Here is a 21899-nt window from a genome sequence, read left to right as displayed (position 1 = left end):
GTATTTATTTCAACTGGAGGTAATCCTTGAATTTATTTATGCTGCTGTTTACTATAAGTTCTTCAGGAAAATCGACCTGCTGGAGTAAATCATAGATATAATCATGATTACCGACATCGGTATGGATATGGGCATCACTGTCCATTATGACGCAGGCACCATATTTTTTACATAAATTGAGCATTACAGCGGCATTTTCACGGGAGTGGATACGGCCGCTTTTTGGCCCGTAAGAACTGTTGTTTAGTTCTAGTAACACATTGTTCTTTTTCGCACTTTTTACTATAGCAGTAAAGTCAATGGGATATGCACCATTATCAGGATGACCGATTATTTTTATATAAGGATTTTCCAAGACATGTAAAAGTGCTGTTGTATTTTCTTTTTTATTTCCTGGAGAAATACATGGTTCATGGAAACTGGCAATTGCATAATCAAGTTTGGCTAAAGTCGTTTCTGTCATGTCCAAATTACCAGCATGGTCCATAATATTTACTTCTGAACCCATCATTAATTCCATATTGTGATAGTGTCTGTTGATAACCTTAAAATTATGAAAATATATTTCATGACAGGTACCGGGCATAGCCGGTGCGTGTTCTGTTATTCCCATAAGTCTTAATCCTTTTTTTTCTCCTGCAGTTATCATTTCTGAAAGTGTGCTGTAAGCGTGGCCGCTCATTATTGTATGCATATGCATATCTAAAAAATCATTCATTGTATCGCCCCTTATTAGTTTATTTTCGTATATATGATAAATAATGTCAATAAGGATATATATAGTGTTATTATCTGAAAAATTAAAGGAATCCTGCTATTGAATGGAGAACAATATTAATAGTTGTATATTTATGTAAGGAATAAGACGATTCTGATAAGAGCGTTGATATTCTTAAATATACTGTTATAATAATATTATTATTTTTATGGCAAATATTGCTATACTATTTTCTAAGGTTCTCTTTTTCTACTAATATTCATTGTAAAGGTATTTGTCTACATATAATTTTATGACTTAGTAGTTTAATTAGAAGGGGGCAGATGGTTATGCTTTTGGAGGAAATAAAGAGTATTGCGGAGCAAAAAGGCGTTGCTATGCAGAATTTGCGTACGAAAAAAGATTTTATACATGCAATTCAGAATGCCGAAGGAAATCAGCAATGCTATGGTCTTGGCAATGAGTGTAACAATGATGACTGCTGCTGGCATAGTGACTGTATGAAGCACAATCATGAAAATCGTAAAATAGGAAAACGCAAAAGGAAAAAAGTGAAAAAGCATTTATAATCTATAATAGTTATTTAGTGATGAAATAAATAAAAAACTGCCGATAAATTATATCAGCAGTTTTTTTATATCTACCCATTGCAGACATGGTTTTATACATTTTTGGTTTGTACATACTGCGGCAAAATAGTCGGCAGAACAGTATTCTATAAAATAGTAGGAATGTATCTTTTGTTTTTCAGCAATAGTTACATTGGCAGTATTTATATTAACTGCAAAATTTTTAAAAGTATGGGCAATACCAATACCTATGTTTTTTACATAACTTTCTTTTAAAGCCCAGATACGGAAAAATAATTTTTTTTGTTCTGTACCGGTTTTTGTTAATATTAGTTTTTGTTCTGCCGGGTGGAAAAAACGTTTAATAATATCAAAATTGTAATAAGCATTTGATTTTTGGATGTCACAGCCTATTTCAGTATTGCTTATAGCGCAAAAAACATATTTTCCAGAATGTGATAAATTGAAATATATATTAATATTTTTTAAATAGGGCTTGCCAAAATCATTAGTGTAAAATTTGGCAGAAGCGCTCTTAATATTATGTTCTTTTAAAGCATGATTGAGTAAAAGACCTGCCCCTAAAGACAATTTGCGTGCAGGGACTGCTTTGATAGATAGAACTTTTTGTTGCCTATATGCAGGTAAATTATTTAAATATTTATCGAGCATAGATAGGGATAAACTGCTGGCATCGGCGATATAAACAGTTATCATAGTAATGGGTTCCTATACATAAAGAAAATTAGACATTTTGTTCAATATATGCCGCCAATAAATTTAAATAATCATTATCAAAATTTTCGATGCCATCCTTATCACATTCAGCAGCTAACTTAGGGTCGAGCGGAATTTGTGCGGTTTGATGGATATTATAAAAACCGGCTAGTGAGGCAACGTTGCTTTCACCGAATATATTGTGTCTGGTTTTACAATTAGGGCATTGGAAATAGGCCATGTTTTCAACAATTCCTAAGATAGGCTTATTCATCATAGAAGCCATTTTTACAGCTTTTTCTACTATCATGGAAACTAAATCCTGAGGCGACGTAACTACAATGATACCATTGACTGGTAATGACTGGAAGACAGTCAACGGGATATCGCCTGTTCCAGGGGGCATATCTACAAACATATAGTCAATATCGCCCCATTCTACATCATTCCAAAATTGTTTGACAACGCCGCTTATTATTGGACCGCGCCATACCACTGGATCGGTACTGTTTTCCAATAGAAGATTGACGGACATTAATTTTATACCGCTTTTGGTTGTTACGGGCAGGATGCCGCCCTTTTCGGAACTACCAGCTTTTTCTTTGATGTTGAAAGTTTTAGGTATTGACGGGCCTGTGACATCAGCATCAAGGACGCCTACATTGAATCCGCGCCTGCGCATTATCACAGCCAGCATAGAAGTTACTAATGACTTACCCACGCCGCCTTTACCGCTCATAACAGCAATAACTTTTTTTATGTGAGAATTAGGATTTCCTTTTTCTAGAGGTATTTTAGTGCGTTCTGCACAGTCAGCACTGGAACAACTGCCACATTCGTGTGTACATTCTTCGCTCATTTATTTCATCCTTTCAAAATTTTTTATCTAAACACTAAGCAGTTAAAAAATATTGTTTCTGGAGAAAAAAAGTAAATTTTAGCGAAATCGTATTACCATTTAGCTGTAAAAGAATAATCAGCTTCAATTATAAGTAAAAGCGATGAGTGATTTATATAATGGCTTTACGTTTCAAACAGGACAAAACTTTATTTATCCGATCAATGATTTACTATAATATTTGTTTCAAAATATTGGCATAGGAAAACATTTTATAAAAACAATGCAGATACTGCTATTGGATTGATAAAAATAAATATTTATAAAACTAATTCTTATTAAGAATTTTAACCAATTTTTATTATATCATAATCTAATATAGTATGCATTTATAAGAATTAATAATGAGAAAGAAAAATTTATGAATAACATAGCAGATGTTTGTTTTTTATTCCAAGACAGCACCAGTACTTGCAGAAGTAGTTAGTTTTGCATAACGGGAAAGGTAGCCGGTTTTTATTTTGGGTTCAGGTTTTTTCCATTGTGCCTTGCGGGCGGTCATTTCCTTATCATCAATAACAAGTTCCAGTTTGCGTTTGGGAATATCTATGTTAATGGTATCACCTTCTTTAATTAAGGCGATAGGACCACCAGCCATTGCTTCGGGAGATACATGTCCGATGCATGCACCACGTGTAGCTCCTGAAAACCTGCCATCGGTAATAAGTGCTACTTTTAGTCCCATACCGGTAATAACAGCAGTAGGATTGAGCATTTCTCTCATTCCGGGACCACCTTTTGGTCCTTCATAGCGTATTACTACGACATCACCATTTTTTATTTTCCCTTTTGTTATAGCCGCAATGGATTCTTCTTCTGAATTGAAGATGCGGGCAGTTCCTTTGTAGCAAAGCATATCTTCCGTGACAGCGCTTTCCTTTACTACGGCATAATCAGGCGCAAGATTTCCTTTTAATATGGCAATGCCACCAGTTTTGCGATAAGGGGCATCCACAGTCTTTATTACATCTGGGCGTTTTATCCGGGCATCTTTTATCCTGTCAGCGATAGTGCCATCTACAGTCAAAGCATCGAGGTGAAGCAGTCCTTTTTTTGCTAGTTCATGCATAACGGCACATATTCCACCGGCTTCGTTTAAATCCTGCATATGGTGGATACCACCAGGGCTTAATTTTGTGATATAAGGAGTTCGGGCACTTATTTCATCGAATAATGGTGTGGGGATAGTAATACCGGCTTCATGCGCAATAGCGGTCAAATGCAGTACAGTATTGGAGGAACCGCCTATGCCCATATCGACCGTAATTGCATTTTCAAAAGCTTTTTTAGTCATAATGTCACGTGGTTTTATATCATTTTTTATTAGTTCAATAATTTTTTCTCCGGCTGTTTTTGCCAGTAAACGGCGCTGACCAAAATAGGCAGCGGGGATAGTACCGTTTCCGGCAAGTCCCATACCTAGGACTTCTGTCAGACAGTTCATAGTGTTGGCAGTAAATAGTCCAGAACATGATCCGCAGCCGGGACACGCATCAGCTTCAAGGGAAGCCATGTCTGCGGCATTGAGTTTACCGGCAGCAAATTTACCTGCAGCTTCAAATGTTGTGCTGACACTTACATCTTTACCATTATGGCGGCCAGCCAGCATTGGGCCGCCGCTTACAACGATACAGGGAATATTAAGCCTGGCTGCGGCCATGAGCATCCCTGGAACAATTTTGTCGCAGTTAGGAATCATTACCAGACCGTCAAAAGCATGGCCGGCAGCTACTGCTTCAATGGAATCAGCAATTAATTCACGACTAGCCAGGGAATATTTCATTCCCTGATGCCCCATGGCGATACCATCGCATATTCCAATCGCAGGAAATTCAACAGGCATTCCACCGGCAGCGGCTACACCTAATTTGGCAGCTTCTGCAATAGTTCGCAGATGTATATGGCCGGGAATGATTTCATTAAAAGCATTTACTATACCGATCATTGGTTTTTTTAGGTCTTCTGGTCCATAGCCCATAGCATAAAATAAAGCACGATGTGCAGAACGTTCAGGCCCTTTTTTTGCTAAATCACTTTTCATAATTGTAACTCCTTAAATATAAAAAATAAAATCCATCCCTAATGATTAGGGACGGATTTTCCGCGTTACCACCCAGATTTATTTATCATTAAATGATAAATACACTTATGACGTACTTAAATAAAATACGCATTTCCGGTAACGGGGAAAAACGGCTTCACTTACTTGATTCAGTGTTGCTTTTTAGAGATGATTTTTTGCAAAATTTGTTTGCCAGTTTTCAGCATTACTGACTCTCTGTAAAACAAATAAAATGCATACTCGTTCTCGTCATAAAATTTATATGGTATATTGTTTTGTAAAAATGTAATCATAAAATACTTTGACATACATTTTATTATTTAAAAAATAATTTGTCAAGATAAATTATTACTAAAAAATAGAATTTAATAAAAATAAATGATTATTATTAATGTAATAGTGTAAAATGAAAAGAAAATAAATATGGACGAGATTAACAATAGATAAAAATTTCGTTAGATTTGATACCATAATTTTGTTACGGGTGCTTTGTAATAGAGAAATGATGAATAAATTAGATTTTATTATTACATAATTTTTTTATATCGGGAAGTTTGTTTACAGCACTTATGAGTGCTTTTACGGAAGCTGTGATGATATCTGTATCCATACCGGCACCCCAATACACTGTACTGTCTTTATCGGTGATTCCTATATAGGCCATTGCTCTTGATGTAGAACCTATTTCCATAGCATGTTCACTATAAATAAGATCAGTATAGTTTATTTTTAATTCTTCTTGAAGAGCATTGCTGACAGCGTCAAGACGTCCATTGCCATAAGCACCTAATTTCTTTTCACATTTATTGATATAAAGATGAACAAAACCCTTGCGCATACTATCAGCTGTTTTATTGAGCTTAAAATCTATTAAGGAAACAGGTGTTTCTATATTCACGTAAGTATCTTGAAATATTTTGTATATTTCATCGGGAAGCAGCTCTTTGTGGCGATGGTCAGAGACGTTTTTTACACAATAGCCAAAATTCTCTCGCATTTTCTTTGGCATATCAAGACCGTATTTTTGTTCCATTATATAAGCAACACCGCCTTTTCCAGATTGGCTGTTTATTCGTATTACATCGCCGTCGTATTTTCTGCCAATATCTTTAGGATCAATAAGTAAATAAGGAACTGTCCAATGTTCAGGCTGATGTTCCTCCTGCCATTTCATGCCTTTGGCGATAGCATCCTGGTGAGAACCGGAAAAAGCGGCAAAGACTAAATTACCGGAATAAGGCTGGCGTTCATATACACGCATACGCGTCACCTGCTGGTATAATTTGACTATTTCAGGCATATTGCTGAAATTTAATCTGGGGTCAACACCAAGTGCCATCATGTTCATGGCAATTGTGACAATGTCAGCATTGCCAGTACGTTCGCCGTTACCGAAAAGAGTACCTTCTATTCTGTCGGCACCAGCTAAAAGACCCATTTCAGAATCGGCAACTCCGGTACCACGATCGTTATGAGGATGAAGTGACAGGATAATATTATTGCGGTAGTTAAGGTGATCTGACATATAGGCTATCTGGGCAGCATAAATATGCGGCATGGACATTTGAACTGTGGAAGGCAGATTTATAATAGCTTTGCGCTGCTGTGATGGTTTCCATATAGTAAGAACTGCATTGCATACATCACAAGCATAATCAATTTCTGTACCGGTAAAGCTTTCTGGTGAATATTCAAACCGATAATCACGTCCGGCTTGTTCAGTGAGTTCTTTTAACATTAATGCACCGTTGACAGCAATCTTTTTTATATCTTCTTTTGATTTTTTAAAAACTTGTTCACGCTGAGGTACAGATGTGGAATTATATACATGTACTATAGCGTTTTTTACACCGTCGAGTGCTTCAAAAGTCCTTTTTATTATGTGTTCACGGGCCTGAGTTAAAACCTGCACAGTAACATCATCAGGGATTAAATCTTTTTCTATAAGTGTACGCAAAAATTCATATTCAGTTTCAGAAGCAGCGGGAAAGCCTACTTCTATTTCCTTGAAACCTATTTGTATGAGCATTTTATAAAATTCTATTTTTTCATCAAGGCTCATGGGAATAACCAGTGCTTGATTACCGTCTCGCAGATCTACACTGCACCAAACGGGAGCTTTGTCAGGAAATTGTTTTGCTGTCCAGCTCATATCAATTTTTGGCGGCATAAAATAGTTTTTTGTATACTTTTTGCTATTCATAACAGACATGGTAAGATCCTCCTATAATTATTAATTTGCTAAAAATACAATGATTTTCTATATTAACAGATTTTATGGGGGAGTGGGCAGAAGTTGATAACATAGAAAATATGTAAAATAAAAAGCCTTTCGTCTCGTATAAAGAGACGAAAGGCTTTGCTTTCGCGGTACCACTCAAATTCATACTAGAATAATTTAGTATGCACTTTTACAGATACGTATCATAAAATGATATTATATCCTCCCATTTTAACGGTTGGGTTCCCGGCTGTACCTACTTGGAACATTCAGACAGCTGCTTCAAGGCGAGTTCATATCTACTAAACTGTTGTTTTTCACCATGCAACAACTCTCTGATAGTTTTTGGTAAATATTACTATTCCTCTGCAACGCATTTTTCGTATGACATATACAATAGCACATTAAGATTAATATTACAAGCATTTTGTATACAAAATTACAAAAAAAAATAAAACTGGTGTTTTGAATATATACATTAGATTTATATTATTCATCTGTCTTGTCATATGTAAAATTATCTGCTATACTGCATTTTGACATATAAGTCACATATAGAAATGTTTGATGAATACAGTAGGCTATTTAAAATATTCACCAATCGAGGTTTGAGTATGTAATCTGCCTTGGTTATAAGACAGAAAGTGCCTGAACATAGGATACCGGATAAATATAAATCTGCCAATATTTAAAAATTGACAGTTAATGGAGAGATGCTAATGACTAAGATTGAAGAAATAATACGGTTAAAAAAAGAAAGGGATGCTGTTATTCTCGCACATTATTATGCTTCATCTGAAGTGCAGGATATAGCGGATTATGTTGGCGATTCTTTTTATCTGAGCAAAATAGCTGCTAAACTGGAATGCCGGACAATTGTTTTTGCTGGAGTAAGATTTATGGGAGAATGTGCTAAGCTTCTTAATCCTGATAAAACGGTATTAATGCCAGATGCCAGGGCAGATTGTTTTATGGCACATATGATAGATAATAATTTTATAAAATGCACCCGTGAAAAATATGAGGATTTGGCGGTGGTATGCTATGTTAATTCAACTACAGAAACAAAATCATACTCAGATGTGTGTGTTACATCGGCTAATGCGGTAAACATAGTAAAGAATATACCCAATAAGAATATTCTTTTTATCCCAGATAAAAATCTTGGACGCTATGTTGCCAGTCAGGTACCTGATAAACAATTTATTTTTAATGATGGATTTTGTCCTATTCACGAGCATATGCGGTATGACCAGATAGAAAAACTAAAAAAAATACATCCTGATGCTCTTATACTGGTTCATCCTGAATGCAATGAAGATATAGTAAAAGCTGCTGATTATGTAGGCTCAACAAGTGGGATAATTAATTATACAGCTACAAGTAAACATAAGGAATTTATTATTGCTACAGAAATAGGCGTCAAATATAAGTTAGAACAGGAAAAAGCCGACAAAAATTTTTATTTTACAGAAACAGTGCCTAAGTGCCTTAATATGAAATTGAATACTTTTGATGCAGTTCTCACTGTGTTGAGAACAGGGGAAAATAGTGTTGAAGTGCCGACAGAATTGGTAGAACCGGCCAAAAAGACACTATTGAAGATGCTTGAGCTGGCTTGAAAATAAAGGAGATAATATAAATGGAAAATATGGAGTATGATGTTGTTATAGTTGGTTGTGGTGTGGGAGGATTATATACGGCATTAAACCTGCCGCGTGATAAAAAAATCCTTATGATAACAAAATCGGATGTGGAAAGCAGTGATTCCATGCTTGCGCAGGGAGGAATTTGTGTTTTACATGATCCTGATGATTATGAGGCTTATTTTGAAGATACAATGAAGGCAGGACATTATGAAAACAGACGGGAAAGTGTAGATATTATGATTCGCTCGAGCCGGACAGTAATTAATGATCTTTTGCGGCTGGGCGTGCGGTTCGAAAAAAATGCGGATGGAACATTAAAATATACTCGTGAGGGGGCTCACTCACGGGCGCGTATTTGTTTTCATGAAGATGTGACGGGAAAAGAAATTACCACGACTTTGCTGGAACAAGTACGCAAACTGGACAATGTAAAATTAGCTGAATATGTGACTATGGTCGATGTTGTGGAGAAGGATAAAACCTGCCAGGGAATAAAAGCACAGACAAAAGATAAAAATGAGCTTATAATAAAAGCACCATTTGTTGTGATGGCAACAGGTGGAATCGGTGGTTTATATGAACATTCAACAAATTTTCCCCATTTGACAGGCGATGGGTGCCGTATTGCCAAAAAACATAATGTCGAGCTGGAACATATGGACTATGTACAGATCCATCCGACGAGTCTTTATACGGAAAATAAAGGGCGGAGTTTTCTTATATCGGAATCGGCTCGTGGAGAAAATGCAATACTTTTAAATAACAAAAAACAGCGATTCGTAAATGAACTGCTGCCGCGGGATGTTGTGTCTAAAGCTATCTATGCTGAAATGGAAAAAGAAGGATCAAAACATGTTTGGATGTCTTTTGAAAAAGTTCCCCAGGATGTTATTTTAAACCATTTTCCGCATATTTACGAAAAATGCAGGGAAGAAGGATATAATATATTAAAAGAGTTGATTCCGGTTGTTCCGGCACAGCATTATTTTATGGGTGGAGTGCATGTAAATAGTAATTCGGAAACTACGATGCCCAATCTTTTTGCTGTGGGTGAAACAAGCTGTAACGGTGTACATGGTAAGAATCGTCTGGCCAGTAACAGTCTGCTGGAAAGTTTGGTCTTTGCGGCCCGGGCAGCACGGGAAATTGCGAAAAGAACAGTTGGTGAAAATGCAGTATGAATAATATAACAATGAAAATAGCGGCTGATAAATACATAAAAATGGCTTTAGAGGAAGATATCAGCAGTGAAGATGTATCAACTAATGCCATCATGGCTGAATATAAAAAAGGTGATGTGGAGCTGATCTGCAAGCAGGAGGGAATAATAGCCGGACTAGATGTTTTTAAACGTGTTTTTGAACTGCTTGATCCCAGGACGAAAGTAGAATTTTATGTACATGATGGTGACGTGGTGCATCATGGTGATAAAATGGCTGTAGTAACAGGTGATGTCAGAGTTTTGTTGTCAGGGGAAAGGACAGCACTTAACTATTTGCAGCGCATGAGTGGGATAGCCACATATACTGCGGCAGTAGTAAAGCTTTTAGATGGCAGCAGAACCAAATTGCTTGATACACGGAAAACGACACCGTGCATGAGAATTTTTGAAAAATATGCGGTAAGAATAGGTGGTGGATTAAATCACCGTTATAATTTGTCAGATGGTGTTTTGCTTAAAGATAATCATATAAATGCAGCTGGAGGGGTAAAAGAGGCCATATTGACGGCTAAGAAATATGCTCCGTTTGTTCGTAAAATTGAGGTGGAAACAGAAAGCCTGCAAATGGTCAAAGATGCAGTTGAAGCTGGAGCTGATATCATCATGCTTGATAACATGTCAGTAGATGACATGAAACAAGCGGTGGCATTGATTGATGGAAGAGCAGTAACGGAATGTTCAGGTAATATAAATAAGGCTAATATAGAAAAAATAGTGTCTGTCGGAGTGGATTTTATTTCGAGCGGGGCACTTACTCATTCAGCGCCGATACTTGATATTAGTCTGAAAAACCTGCGTGTATTTGGTACGGTGTATAATTGTTAAGTAGTAAATGACGATGGCATTTTATATGTGGGCATACTGTTCAAAATGCGAGATTAATCCTGCTGATTAAAGAGGGAGGAAGAGTAATGACAGGACAGCAACGAAGGAAAATCATTATAGAGGCTATACAAAATTCCGATGAACCTTTATCAGGTATGGCTTTAGGACAGCTGACAGGGGTTAGCAGACAGGTGGTTGTTCAGGATATTGCCATTCTACGGGCAAAAAAATATCATATAATATCTACTAACAGAGGCTATCTTTTTAGTGATGGACATAAGTTTACGCGGTTATTTAAGGTACATCACACTAATGAACAGACAGAGGATGAGCTTAAGACTATTGTTGATTTAGGAGGAACTGTTGTTGATGTTACGATAAATCATCGGGTATATGGTAAAATGACAGCCAGATTAAATATTAGAAGCCGGCGTGACATAAAGGATTTTCTTAATGATATAAAAAATGGCAAGTCGACGCCGCTTATGAACATAACATCAGGATATCATTTTCATAAAGTCTGTGCCGATTCGGAAGCGGTGCTTAATGATATAGAAGTAGCATTGAAAGGAAAAAAGTATCTGGCAGAAGTAATGCCATATGAGGAAAATTTATCAGATAATGAATGATGCTGCTTTACAAAAAATAAATAGCTATAAAAAAATCCATGAAAATAACACAAATATCCAGTAGATGCAAAGAATAATAATGGATAAAAGTAACTAAACCAGAGTGAAAATTAAGTTAAAAAACATCATACGAGAAAATTTTTGGGTAAATATACTGTGCGGTGGTAAGAAAATTATTTAGGATATGATAAAAAATATTATATTAAATAGTTGGAAAACAGTTATACTTTAACAAAAATAAGAAAATATATATAACTTTATTTGCATATATGTGTGTCATGTATATGGAAAATTGTGCTATAATACCAAAAACAAATAAAAAAATTGTGCTTATGTACATTGACTGGCTTGCGACATACATGATAAAATAAATCCAATAGCTGAGAATATATGGAGCAAGGGCGCTCATCTTCTGTAAAGGAAGATGGGCGTTCTTTTTACTTATGAAGAGGTGTTTGGCATGTTTAATATATTCGATTTGAAAAAGAATTATGGTAAGACTGAAGTATTGAAAAATATTACTATGAGAATAGATGATGGAGAAGTTATTTGTATAATAGGTCCTTCTGGTTCAGGAAAAAGCACGTTTCTGCGCTGTTTGAATCTGCTTGAAATACCAACAGGAGGGCAGATTTACTATGATGGAACACTACTTGATGATAAACTTGACAGCAAACGCCTGCGTAAGGAAGTAGGTATGGTATTCCAGAAATTTAATTTATTTCCGATGTTTAATGTGTTGAAGAATATTATATATGCACCGATGCATGTAAAAAAAATGAAAAAGAAAGACGCAGAGAAACTGGCCCGCGAGCTACTTGCTAAAGTGGGACTGTCTGATAAAGCTGATTCTTATCCGGCACAGTTATCAGGCGGTCAACAGCAGCGTGTCGCTATAGCAAGAGCACTTGCTATGCAGCCAAAAATGCTTTTATTTGATGAACCTACATCGGCACTTGACCCTGAATTAGTGAATGAAGTTTTGAATGTAATGAAAGATCTTAGAAAAGATGGGATGTCAATGGTTATTGTTACCCACGAAATGGGATTTGCCCGTGATGTATCTGACCGAGTCGTTTTTATGGATAAGGGTTATATTGTTGAAGAAGGGCATCCTGGTGAAATATTTAACCATCCTAAACAGGAACGTACACAGCAGTTTTTAAATAGGGTATTATTGGGGGTATGAATATGAATGGTATACTGGGGCAGTTACACTTTAAAGCAGCAGCACAATATCTTGTCCCATCTTTGATCCATGGATTAGGAGTGGTTTTGGAGGCAACTTTTTTTGGTTTTATTTTGGCAACTATTGCAGGTATATTTATTGCTATCGGGCGGTTATATGGATGGAAACCAATAAAGATATTTTTATATGGATTTTTAGAAGTGATTAGAGGAACACCGCTGTTGGTACAATTGGTATATATATATTATGTAGTACCACTAATTATTGATTTGATTGCGGCTATGCTTGGATATAAAGTTGATGCGCAGATTAAGCCATTGACGGCAGGAATAGTAGGCCTTGGAATTAATTATGGCTGCTATATGTCAGAAGTAATAAGAGCAGGTCTTCTATCAATAGATAAAGGGCAAACAGAAGCAGCCTTAGTTTTGGGATTTGGGAGATATGAAGCCCTTTTTCGTATTATAATGCCGCAGGCACTGCGCAGTATAATTCCCTCTCTTGGAAATTATCTTGTTATGATGATAAAAGATACCTCTTTATTGGCATATGTGGCTGTTAATGAACTTTTGCTGCGTACGCAAACTTTTGCATCACAAACCTTTTATACTATTGAGGCTTATACTTATCTGGCTATTGCATATTTAATAATAAGTGTTCCCTTGTCACATTGTGTAAAGTTTATTGAGTATAAGTTGTCTTCTTCAAATCGTTAGTGCAGGATTAATTGGTGTATTGTCTTAAATGTAATAGGAAAAAACAAAAAAGGAAGGTTGATTATTATGAAAAATATGGGGAGAAAAATTTTAATAATAGTAATGCTGGTAATGTCCTCATTATTTTTACTGGCTGGATGTAGTTCTGAGAATGCCAAACAAGCCAGTTCATCAGATTCATTACAAAGCACATTGGCAAAAATAAAGGAAAAGGGAGTATTAACGGTAGGTTCATCTAATGATGCTCCTTTTGCTTATATAAATACTAAAAATAATAAATTTTCCGGTGTGGATGCTGATATAATTACAGAAATTGCCAAACGATTGGGCATTCCTAAGGTACAAATGAAGCATATTCCTTTTGAAAATCTTTTGATGGCACTTGATAATGGTTCAGTGGACATGGTAACAGATGCCATGTATATAAAACCGGAACGGTTGCAGAAGGCTTTATTTACAAATATTTGGTACAAAGAAGGAGAAGCCGTTGTTGTAAAAAAAGATTCACCGATAAAAAGTAAAGCCGATTTAAAAGGCAAAGTAATCGGCGGGCAAAAAGGTGTAACCTTTCTTGATACAGCAGAAAAGTGGAAAAAAAATGGCGAAGTGAAAGATGTTAAGATTTTTAATAGTCAGGCTGAGTTAATGATGGCTGTGAGTACAGGGAAAATAGATGCGTGTATCACAGATGGAATTGTCGCTGGATATACTATTAAGCAGAATCCTTCACTTGGATTATGGATATTAAGTCCATATACACCAGAGGCAGCTGGGAAAATAGGAGCTGCGATAAGATTTGGTGATAAAGATCTTCTCAATGCAGTAAATGGTGAATTAGAAAAAATGCGTGCTGACGGATCACTTAAAAAAATATTGCAAAAATATGGATTAGCTGATGATTATATGGTTTTATCAGCTGATGCCGCTAAAACTAAAAATATAAAATAAATTTATCGGGTATATTTAAGCGTCTACCAGGGGAAACAAGGATACCTGCTGTTGTGTGGTTGAGAATTGCAGCTAAGATAAAGGTGCTAAAATATAGAAGTTATATATACAAAATGAGTATTGTACAAAGTATAAGTACAATACTCATTTTTAGCGCTTAGCGCTTAATATTAAAAAGCAAACTTTCAAAATTCTTCACTATATAAAAAACTTGTCGTGATTTAACAGGATTTTATTCCAGACGAATTAATATGTACAATACTCAGCTGGTGAAGTATATAGACTTATTTTAAGGGCATCGTATCTTAATTTTATATGTGGGGTATTAATAAAATATTTGTAGTTATTTTATAATAACCTGTCAGACGCATCAGATATTAATAGAAATTATAATGCATATAGCCACTTTTTACTTTTAGGTCAAAAATATGTAAAAAGCGGCTATATATGGCTTTTATAAAATAATCTTTATTTATAACCAGCACATTTTTTTATTGCTTTTTCAAAGATACTGAGGCCGGAGTCAAGCTGTGCATCTGTTATGACCAGGGGGGCAAGAAAACGTATAACATTATTATGGACACCGGCATTTTCCATTAGAACACCATGCTGAGCCATTTCCTGAATTAAATTGTTGACCAGCTGGCTGTCAGGTTTCTTGCTTTTTTTGCTTTTAACAAATTCGATGCCTACCATTCCACCTATGCCGCGGACATCACCGATGACATCATATTTTTTCATCCATGATTTATAAGATGCAGTTACTTTTTTGCCTATTTCCAAAGACCTTTGTGCCAGATTGTCACGCTGCATTATTTCTATAGTTTTGAGTGCTGCAGCGCAGGCCAATGGATTGCCACAATAAGTTCCGCCTATTACACCAGCAGGTACAGACTGCATTATTTCTTCCCGGGCCACAATACCGCTTAAAGGAATACCAGCAGCAATTGATTTGGCCATGGAGATGATATCTGGTCTGATTCCCTGTTCCTGCCAGTATTCTGTAGTAAACATACGTCCTGTACGGCAGAAACCACATTGAACTTCGTCGGCAATAAGTAAAATACCATATTTGTCACATATTTCGCGAAGACATTTAACCCATTCTAGGGGAGCCGGGATGAATCCGCCTTCTCCCTGTAATGGTTCAACAACTATAGCAGCGACATGTTCAGGGTCAGAGCAGTTATTGAATGTTTCATAGAGCTTTTCTATATAGTAATTTAGTGCTTTTTCCTTAGACATACCATCTGGTCTGCGATAGATATAAGGAAATTCAGCGCGGTATATTCCATCAGGAAAAGGCCCCATACCTTTGGCATAAGCTTTTTTAGCAGTCATAGACATCGTTAATAAGGTGCGTCCGTGAAATGCACCGGAAAATACAATTATATTGGGACGCTTGGTAAATGCCTTGGCAATTTTTACAGCATTTTCATCTGCTTCAGCACCGCTGTTAGCAAAAAAAGTTCTTTTTTTCTCTCCTTTTACAGGAGCCAGTGAGTTTATTTTTTCTGCTAACTTTACATATCCTTCATGTGTCACAACGTTGAACATTCCGTGAAAGTATTTATCTGCTTGTGTTTTTACAGCTTCTATAATTTCTGGCTGGCTAAAACCTATATTTAGTACACCTACGCCACCGATAAAGTCTAAAAAGTGATTACCATCTACATCTTCAATTACAGCTCCTTCACCCCGGGCAATTACTACGGGATAATTGCAGCGTATTGCGCTGGGAATTGCATCGTTTCTTCTCTTTATAATAGCAGCGGCTTTAGGACCGGGCAGACAATTAGTAATAATTTGGGGCAGTTCGTCTTTTAACATAATAAATCCTCCTTAATTATTTTAATAAAAAAGCTGCACGTCGCAAAACAGCATTATCCAAAGATAAGAGGCTCCTTTGCCGTGCAGTTAATGTGGTATCCATTTAAGCTTTTTCCATAAAAGTTTATATTTAATATACATTAACATAGTAACGTAATTGCAATAACAGGACAACGGGACAGGAAACTAATTTTTTTCACGTCATTTGTACTTTACGCACAAATATTTTTATTATATGATGAATATAACATATAAAGATGTTAACTAAAGGTTTTATATAAATATGTCTATGCCGGTAAATTACTAATGGGGGAGAAAATAGATGTCTATTCAATTAAAGAAGCTTTTTAGTGATACTAAAGACAGTTATCAGCTGTGTCTGCTGGCAGGAGCCGGTGGCTTGGAAAATGAAATTACGTGGGTGCAGTACACTGAGGATATAGCTACTTCTAGTTTTTTGCGTGGTAATGAACTTATTATAACAACAGGATTATGCTGTAAAGAAGAAGCATGGCTGATAGATTTTATTAATGAGCTTGTAGTACGCAAGACTGCGGGAATAATAATTAATACGGGCAAATATATTAAGCCGGCAGCATTGGATCAACAAATAATAAAATTATGTGATGAACATAATTTACCCTTGTTTATTATGCCATGGAGGATTCATTTAGCTGATATTATGCAGGACTATATGAATAGGTTATTTTTGGCAACGCAAAAGGAAAATAATGTTACTGACCATATAAAAACAGCTATTTTTGAACCTGAACTGGCTAAAGATTATGGAAAAATTTTTGATCTGCATGAAATGATAAAAAAATTTTTTCAGATTATATTATTTAATATGACTAATATAAAATTGACAGCAAAATTGCGGTCAGAGATTATTTTACATGTTAAAAACATCAGTAATAAAATTAATTTGCCATATGTTATTTTTTGGCATAAGGATCAGCTTATTTTACTTATATATTCAGATAAGGAAATTATTGTTAGGGATTTAGCGGAAAAAATTGTAATTGTATTGCATAGAGTGGGGTCTGTTAATAATATAACGTGTGGCAGCAGTGCCTGTCATAATGGATTTATCCAGCTTGTTGAAGCTTATCACGAAGCAGTGGCAGCAAGTGCCGTGGCAAATCTGCAAAAAAAAGCATTGCTTTTTTTTGCAGATTTAGGAGTATACAGGGTATTATTTGCTACTAATAATATTCCCTTGCTGGAAAAAATTCATAATGATCAGCTGGGAGTGTTATTGGAACATGACCGTAAACATAATTCTCAATTATATGCTACGCTGCGTATATATTTATTTAATAATAACAGCTTGAAAATAACGGCTGAAATCGCTTTTACGCATCGTAATACAATAAATTATCGGATGATGAAAGCACGTAAAATACTGGCATGTGATTTTGATGATGCAACAATAAAGTTTAATTTTATGCTGGCCTTTTATATAGCTGATTATTTAGAAATTATTAAAAGAAGTTCATAATAGAATTTAAAAAAACAGCAGGTATGATGAAACGGCTATCCTGATATGCGTAAAACACAATCTTTATGTTTTAAAAAAGTTAACAAAATATTGACAAAGCGATTATATATATACTATCATATCATACATAATGATTTACATATTTACAAACTCATATGGGGAGCTATGGGCGGAGTTTTTTATAAAAATATTAATTATAAGAGGATAGTGAAGATAAAAAGGCCATATTTGTTGGAAAAATATTAAAAATAACTGGAGGTATTTTTGTGGGAATGAATATGACAGAGAAAATACTGGCTATGCACGCAGGACATGAAAAGGTGTCTGCAGGACAATTGGTAACTTGTAAATTGGATATGGTATTAGCTAATGATGTTACGGCACCACCATCATTCAAGGAATTTGAAAAAATTGGCGGACCAGTTTTTGACAATAAAAAAATAGCACTTGTACCAGATCATTTTACACCAAACAAAGATATAAAATCGGCTGGTCTGGCGAAGACAGTACGGGAGTTTGCGGATAAACATAGTATAGTAAATTATTTTGAAGTAGGGCGAGGCGGTATTGAACATGTTATTCTACCGGAAATGGGTATTGTAGCACCGGGAATGCTCACTATTGGAGCTGATTCACATACATGTACATATGGAGCATTAGGCGGCTTTTCCACGGGAGTGGGAACTACTGACTTAGCTGTTGCATTAGCTACAGGTGAAGCTTGGTTCAAAGTGCCGGAAACAATAAAAGTAGAATTAACTGGTACTAAGCCGCATAATATAACGGGCAAGGATGTTATACTGACACTTATAGGTATGATCGGTGTTGACGGAGCGTTATATAAAGCTATAGAATTTTCCGGTGAGGGAATAAGCTCGTTATCTATGGATGATAGATTGACAATTTCTAATATGGCTATTGAGGCTGGTGGAAAAAATGGTATTTTTCCTGTTGATGAGGTGACGCTGGCATATATAAAAGACAGGATAAAAAAATCTTATACTGTTGTAGAGCCTGATACAGATGCAAAATACTGCCAAATTATAAAAATAAATTTATCTGATTTAGTACCTGTTGTAGCGTTTCCACATTTACCGGGAAATACTAAAAAGGTTTCTGAGATAGAAAATATAAAAATTGATCAAGTCGTTATCGGCTCATGTACGAATGGTCGTATTGAGGATATGAAAATTGCTGCCGCCATAATGAAAAATCGTTCAGTTTATAAGGATGTCCGTTGCATTGTAATTCCAGGAAGCCAGTGGGTATATAAAGAATCTATAAAACGGGGTTATGTTGATATTTTTGTTGATGCGGGTGCAGCGGTCAGTACGCCAACATGTGGACCATGTCTGGGAGCACATATGGGAATTTTAGCTGCTGGAGAAAAATGTGTTTCGACGACAAATCGTAATTTCCGGGGACGTATGGGTCATGTGGACAGTGAAGTATATTTATCTGGGCCGCAGGTCGCGGCTGCTAGTGCCGTGTTGGGCAGGATAGCTCAGCCTGATGATTTACAATAATAATTTTTAGAAAGGGATGAAAATATGATATCAGAAGGAAAAGCATGGCGTTATGGTGATAATATTGATACGGATGTAATAATACCAGCGCGTTATTTGAATACCTTTGATCCGAAAGAATTAGCGTTACACTGTATGGTTGATATAGATAAAACATTTGCGCAGAAAGTCTGTTTGGGAGATATTATTGTTGGAGGAAAAAATTTTGGCTGTGGGTCTTCCCGTGAACATGCACCGGTAGCAATAAAAGCCAGTGGGGTTCCGGTTGTTATAGCAGATAGTTTTGCCAGGATATTTTACCGTAATGGAATAAATATAGGATTACCGCTGTTAGAAATAGGAAGTAACGTGGAAAAAATAAAGGCAGATGACAGATTAAAAATAGATACAGCAACAGGAAAAATTGAGAATATTACAACAGGTGATATCTTTTATGCGCATCCACTGCCAGGGTTTGTCAATGATATAGCTAAAGCCGGCGGACTGATAAATTACATTAAGGAGAAAAAAAGCAATGCCTAAAAAAATTGTTGTAATACCGGGTGATGGCATAGGAAAGGAAATAACGGATAGCGCAGTTGCAGTTTTAAAAAAGATAGATAATAAATATAAAATTGATTTAGAATTTTCTTATTATGATGCTGGCGGAGCGGCTTATGATAAATTCAAAAAACCTTTGCCAGAAGAAACGCTGAATGCCGCTAAAAATTCTGCTGCAGTATTGTTTGGCGCAGTTGGCGGAGATAAATGGGATAATGTAGCACCTGAGTTACGACCGGAAAAGGCAATATTGGGGTTGCGGAAAGAGCTGGGATTATATGCTAATTTACGGCCGGTAAAGACAATTGATGCCTTAATTAAGTATTCTCCTTTGAAATCAGATATTGTACGGGGAACGGATATTGTAATTGTGCGTGAATTGATCGGTGGCATATATTTTGGGGAAAAGTGTGAGCGGGAAAAATATAAAGGCACAGAAAGAGCCTGGGATTTGGAAAACTATAGCATACCAGAAGTTGATCGAATAGTCAGGCTGGCTATAAAAATAGCTGAAGGCCGCCGGAAAAAAGTGACTTCTGTTGACAAGGCCAACGTATTGGCAACTTCGAGGTTATGGCGCAGAACGACAGCAAAAATTGCTGGAGAATATCCCATGGTAAAATTAGAAAATATGTATGTGGATAATTGTGCTATGCAGCTGGCTATAAATCCCACAGCTTTCGATGTAATTGTCACGGGAAATTTATTTGGTGATATATTGAGTGATGAAGCTGCTGTGTTAGGTGGCTCAATAGGACTTATGCCATCAGCAAGTATTGGTGAGCATACCAGTTTGTTTGAACCGATACATGGTTCAGCTCCCGATATTGCAGGCAGAGGAATAGCTAATCCATTAGGGACAATTTTGTCAGCAGCGATGCTTTTGCGTTATTCACTACATGAAGAGGCTGCTGCTTGTGATATTGAAGCAGCTGTGGATGAGGTTTTAGCTGCTGGTTATAGGACTGCCGATCTTTTTACGGCTGGATTTAAAAAGGTTAATACATTTGAAATGACTCAGGCTGTAATTGGTTTAATAAAATAAATAATTTATAAAAATACCCTCAACAATTCGTTGAGGGTATTTTTATAAATTATTTATTTTTGGTATCAGAGGCAAGGCCAAAGCGTGTTATACCAGCACCTTTTAATCTATCAAGAAAGGCCATAAGCTTATCATATTTAATGTCTCTATCAGCACGAATAACAACAGCAAAGTTGGGATAGCGTTTTTTTTGCATTTGGGCCTGACGCAGCAGAGATACCTCAGTAATAGGTTTATCTTCTAAGTATAGTGAACCGTCTTTTTTTAATGTTACAAGATAATTTACACGTGTTTGCATTTCAGCATGGCTGGTTTTAGGCATATTTACCGGAATAGTTTTTATATTAACCATATATAATGTGCTGAGCATAAAAAAAACTAATAAAAAAAACATTATATCAATCATGGGAATTATTACTACCTCGGGTTTGGTAAAAGAACGGCGGTCACGCAGACGCATTTTTTTCACCTCGATCATAATGAGACTGAACCAATGAGAAGGATTGTTCCATATCCGTTAAGATGCTGTCAACCCTTTGAGTAAAATAAGCATGAATTATGAGGGCAATTATTGCTACACATAGCCCCATAGCAGTAGCTATAAGTGCTTCCCCAACACCACCAGTGATCGCCGTTGCCTGTCCTGACTGAAGATTAAAAACACTAAAAGCCGATATCATACCGCTTATAGTTCCTAATAATCCAAGCAGTGGAGCCATAGTAACAACTACGCTTAAATAATATAAACGAGCCCGGAATTTTGCCAGGGAAATACCAGATTGTATTTCAAAAAAAGCTGATAAAGCATGCTTGTCAGAAAAAGTTTTATTCATGGCAGAAGTCAAAAGCAAGGCTAGATCCCCCTTACTTTTAGTTGCCAACTCCTTGGCTTCATCTACTTTATTGTTTACCATAAGACGATAGAATCTGTCAGCAAAATTTCGCCCAGAATCAGCTTTGCTAAAATATAGTAAACGTTCAATGCCAATAGAAAGAACGAATATAGAACATAAAAGCAGAATGTACATGACAAAACCACCCTTATGAAAATAGCTGAGTCCCTGCATAATGAAATCCATTAAAATCCTCCTTAG

Annotated in this window: 20 protein-coding genes and 2 other annotated features; of the genes, 12 read left to right on the top strand and 8 right to left on the bottom strand. The window is 36.2% G+C overall.

Going from position 1 to position 21899, the window contains the following annotated elements:
- Positions 1–4 precede the first annotated feature (4 nt).
- Positions 5–718: a phosphatase gene (locus tag I6760_RS04690; RefSeq protein ID WP_196593314.1), complete on the bottom strand. Its 714-nt coding sequence runs from the start codon at positions 716–718 to the stop codon at positions 5–7.
- A 329-nt stretch (positions 719–1047) separates the two neighbouring features.
- Here I6760_RS04690 and I6760_RS04685 point away from each other — a divergent pair, with 329 nt between their 5' ends.
- Positions 1048–1287: a hypothetical protein gene (locus I6760_RS04685; protein ID WP_196593313.1), complete on the top strand. Its 240-nt coding sequence runs from the start codon at positions 1048–1050 to the stop codon at positions 1285–1287.
- Between the two features lie 48 nt (positions 1288–1335).
- Here I6760_RS04685 and I6760_RS04680 read toward each other — a convergent pair whose 3' ends face one another.
- The 4 genes from I6760_RS04680 to I6760_RS04665 form a co-directional block, all read right to left on the bottom strand.
- A complete protein-coding gene (locus I6760_RS04680) occupies positions 1336–2004 on the bottom strand; it encodes a 4'-phosphopantetheinyl transferase family protein (RefSeq protein WP_196593312.1) in 669 nt (222 codons plus the stop codon).
- Between the two features lie 28 nt (positions 2005–2032).
- Positions 2033–2863: an Mrp/NBP35 family ATP-binding protein gene (locus I6760_RS04675; RefSeq protein ID WP_196593311.1), complete on the bottom strand. Its 831-nt coding sequence runs from the start codon at positions 2861–2863 to the stop codon at positions 2033–2035.
- Between the two features lie 427 nt (positions 2864–3290).
- Positions 3291–4943: a dihydroxy-acid dehydratase gene (gene ilvD, locus I6760_RS04670; protein WP_196593310.1), complete on the bottom strand. Its 1653-nt coding sequence runs from the start codon at positions 4941–4943 to the stop codon at positions 3291–3293.
- Positions 4944–4987: 44 nt separating this feature from the next.
- Positions 4988–5226 (bottom strand) — a binding site (T-box leader).
- A 252-nt stretch (positions 5227–5478) separates the two neighbouring features.
- The gene (locus I6760_RS04665; protein ID WP_196594770.1) at positions 5479–7167 is read right to left on the bottom strand and encodes a 2-isopropylmalate synthase; all 1689 of its coding nucleotides are present in this window, start codon (positions 7165–7167) and stop codon (positions 5479–5481) included.
- A 139-nt stretch (positions 7168–7306) separates the two neighbouring features.
- Positions 7307–7566 (bottom strand) — a binding site (T-box leader).
- 338 nt (positions 7567–7904) lie between these two features.
- Between I6760_RS04665 and nadA the strand changes: the two genes are divergently transcribed.
- The 7 genes from nadA to I6760_RS04630 all read left to right on the top strand — a co-directional run bounded on the left by nadA (position 7905) and on the right by I6760_RS04630 (position 14363).
- On the top strand, positions 7905–8807 hold the full coding sequence (gene nadA, locus I6760_RS04660; protein ID WP_196593309.1) for a quinolinate synthase NadA: 903 nt from the start codon (positions 7905–7907) through the stop codon (positions 8805–8807).
- 20 nt (positions 8808–8827) lie between these two features.
- Positions 8828–10015 carry an L-aspartate oxidase gene (locus I6760_RS04655; protein WP_196593308.1) on the top strand — a complete coding sequence of 396 codons (1188 nt, stop codon included), beginning with the start codon at positions 8828–8830 and terminating at the stop codon, positions 10013–10015.
- A complete protein-coding gene (nadC, locus tag I6760_RS04650; protein WP_196593307.1) occupies positions 10012–10881 on the top strand; it encodes a carboxylating nicotinate-nucleotide diphosphorylase in 870 nt (289 codons plus the stop codon). Before I6760_RS04655 ends, nadC begins: the two co-directional genes overlap by 4 nt.
- Before the next feature lie 86 nt (positions 10882–10967).
- Positions 10968–11510 carry a transcription repressor NadR gene (locus I6760_RS04645; RefSeq protein WP_196593306.1) on the top strand — a complete coding sequence of 181 codons (543 nt, stop codon included), beginning with the start codon at positions 10968–10970 and terminating at the stop codon, positions 11508–11510.
- Positions 11511–11970: 460 nt separating this feature from the next.
- Positions 11971–12699, top strand: a complete 729-nt coding sequence (locus I6760_RS04640) for an amino acid ABC transporter ATP-binding protein (RefSeq protein ID WP_196593305.1) — start codon at positions 11971–11973, stop codon at positions 12697–12699.
- 2 nt (positions 12700–12701) lie between these two features.
- Positions 12702–13415 carry an amino acid ABC transporter permease gene (locus I6760_RS04635; RefSeq protein WP_196593304.1) on the top strand — a complete coding sequence of 238 codons (714 nt, stop codon included), beginning with the start codon at positions 12702–12704 and terminating at the stop codon, positions 13413–13415.
- Positions 13416–13481: 66 nt separating this feature from the next.
- On the top strand, positions 13482–14363 hold the full coding sequence (locus tag I6760_RS04630; RefSeq protein WP_196593303.1) for a substrate-binding periplasmic protein: 882 nt from the start codon (positions 13482–13484) through the stop codon (positions 14361–14363).
- A 468-nt stretch (positions 14364–14831) separates the two neighbouring features.
- On the opposite strand, the gene I6760_RS04625 is transcribed toward I6760_RS04630, so the two are convergent.
- Positions 14832–16193 carry an aspartate aminotransferase family protein gene (locus I6760_RS04625; RefSeq protein ID WP_196593302.1) on the bottom strand — a complete coding sequence of 454 codons (1362 nt, stop codon included), beginning with the start codon at positions 16191–16193 and terminating at the stop codon, positions 14832–14834.
- 322 nt (positions 16194–16515) lie between these two features.
- Between I6760_RS04625 and I6760_RS04620 the strand changes: the two genes are divergently transcribed.
- The 4 genes from I6760_RS04620 to leuB all read left to right on the top strand — a co-directional run bounded on the left by I6760_RS04620 (position 16516) and on the right by leuB (position 20805).
- Positions 16516–17694 (top strand): PucR family transcriptional regulator, encoded by a 1179-nt coding sequence (locus I6760_RS04620; protein WP_196593301.1) that lies wholly within the window; start codon positions 16516–16518, stop codon positions 17692–17694.
- Between the two features lie 266 nt (positions 17695–17960).
- Entirely contained in the window at positions 17961–19220 is a 1260-nt protein-coding gene (gene leuC, locus I6760_RS04615; RefSeq protein WP_196593300.1) for a 3-isopropylmalate dehydratase large subunit, read from the top strand.
- Positions 19221–19244: 24 nt separating this feature from the next.
- On the top strand, positions 19245–19742 hold the full coding sequence (locus I6760_RS04610; RefSeq protein WP_196593299.1) for a 3-isopropylmalate dehydratase small subunit: 498 nt from the start codon (positions 19245–19247) through the stop codon (positions 19740–19742).
- Entirely contained in the window at positions 19735–20805 is a 1071-nt protein-coding gene (gene leuB / locus I6760_RS04605; protein WP_196593298.1) for a 3-isopropylmalate dehydrogenase, read from the top strand. Before I6760_RS04610 ends, leuB begins: the two co-directional genes overlap by 8 nt.
- Positions 20806–20854: 49 nt before the next feature.
- On the opposite strand, the gene I6760_RS04600 is transcribed toward leuB, so the two are convergent.
- Together I6760_RS04600 and I6760_RS04595 are read right to left on the bottom strand one after the other, a co-directional pair.
- Entirely contained in the window at positions 20855–21265 is a 411-nt protein-coding gene (locus I6760_RS04600; protein WP_196594769.1) for an ExbD/TolR family protein, read from the bottom strand.
- Positions 21252–21884 carry a MotA/TolQ/ExbB proton channel family protein gene (locus I6760_RS04595; RefSeq protein ID WP_196593297.1) on the bottom strand — a complete coding sequence of 211 codons (633 nt, stop codon included), beginning with the start codon at positions 21882–21884 and terminating at the stop codon, positions 21252–21254. The genes I6760_RS04600 and I6760_RS04595 overlap by 14 nt, the downstream gene beginning before the upstream one ends.
- Positions 21885–21899 lie beyond the last annotated feature (15 nt).

Origin of the sequence: Pectinatus sottacetonis, from assembly GCF_015732155.1 — a bacterium.
In the GTDB taxonomy this organism is placed as follows: domain Bacteria; phylum Bacillota; class Negativicutes; order Selenomonadales; family Selenomonadaceae; genus Pectinatus; species Pectinatus sottacetonis.
This window is presented reverse-complemented; position numbering and strand designations above follow the sequence as displayed.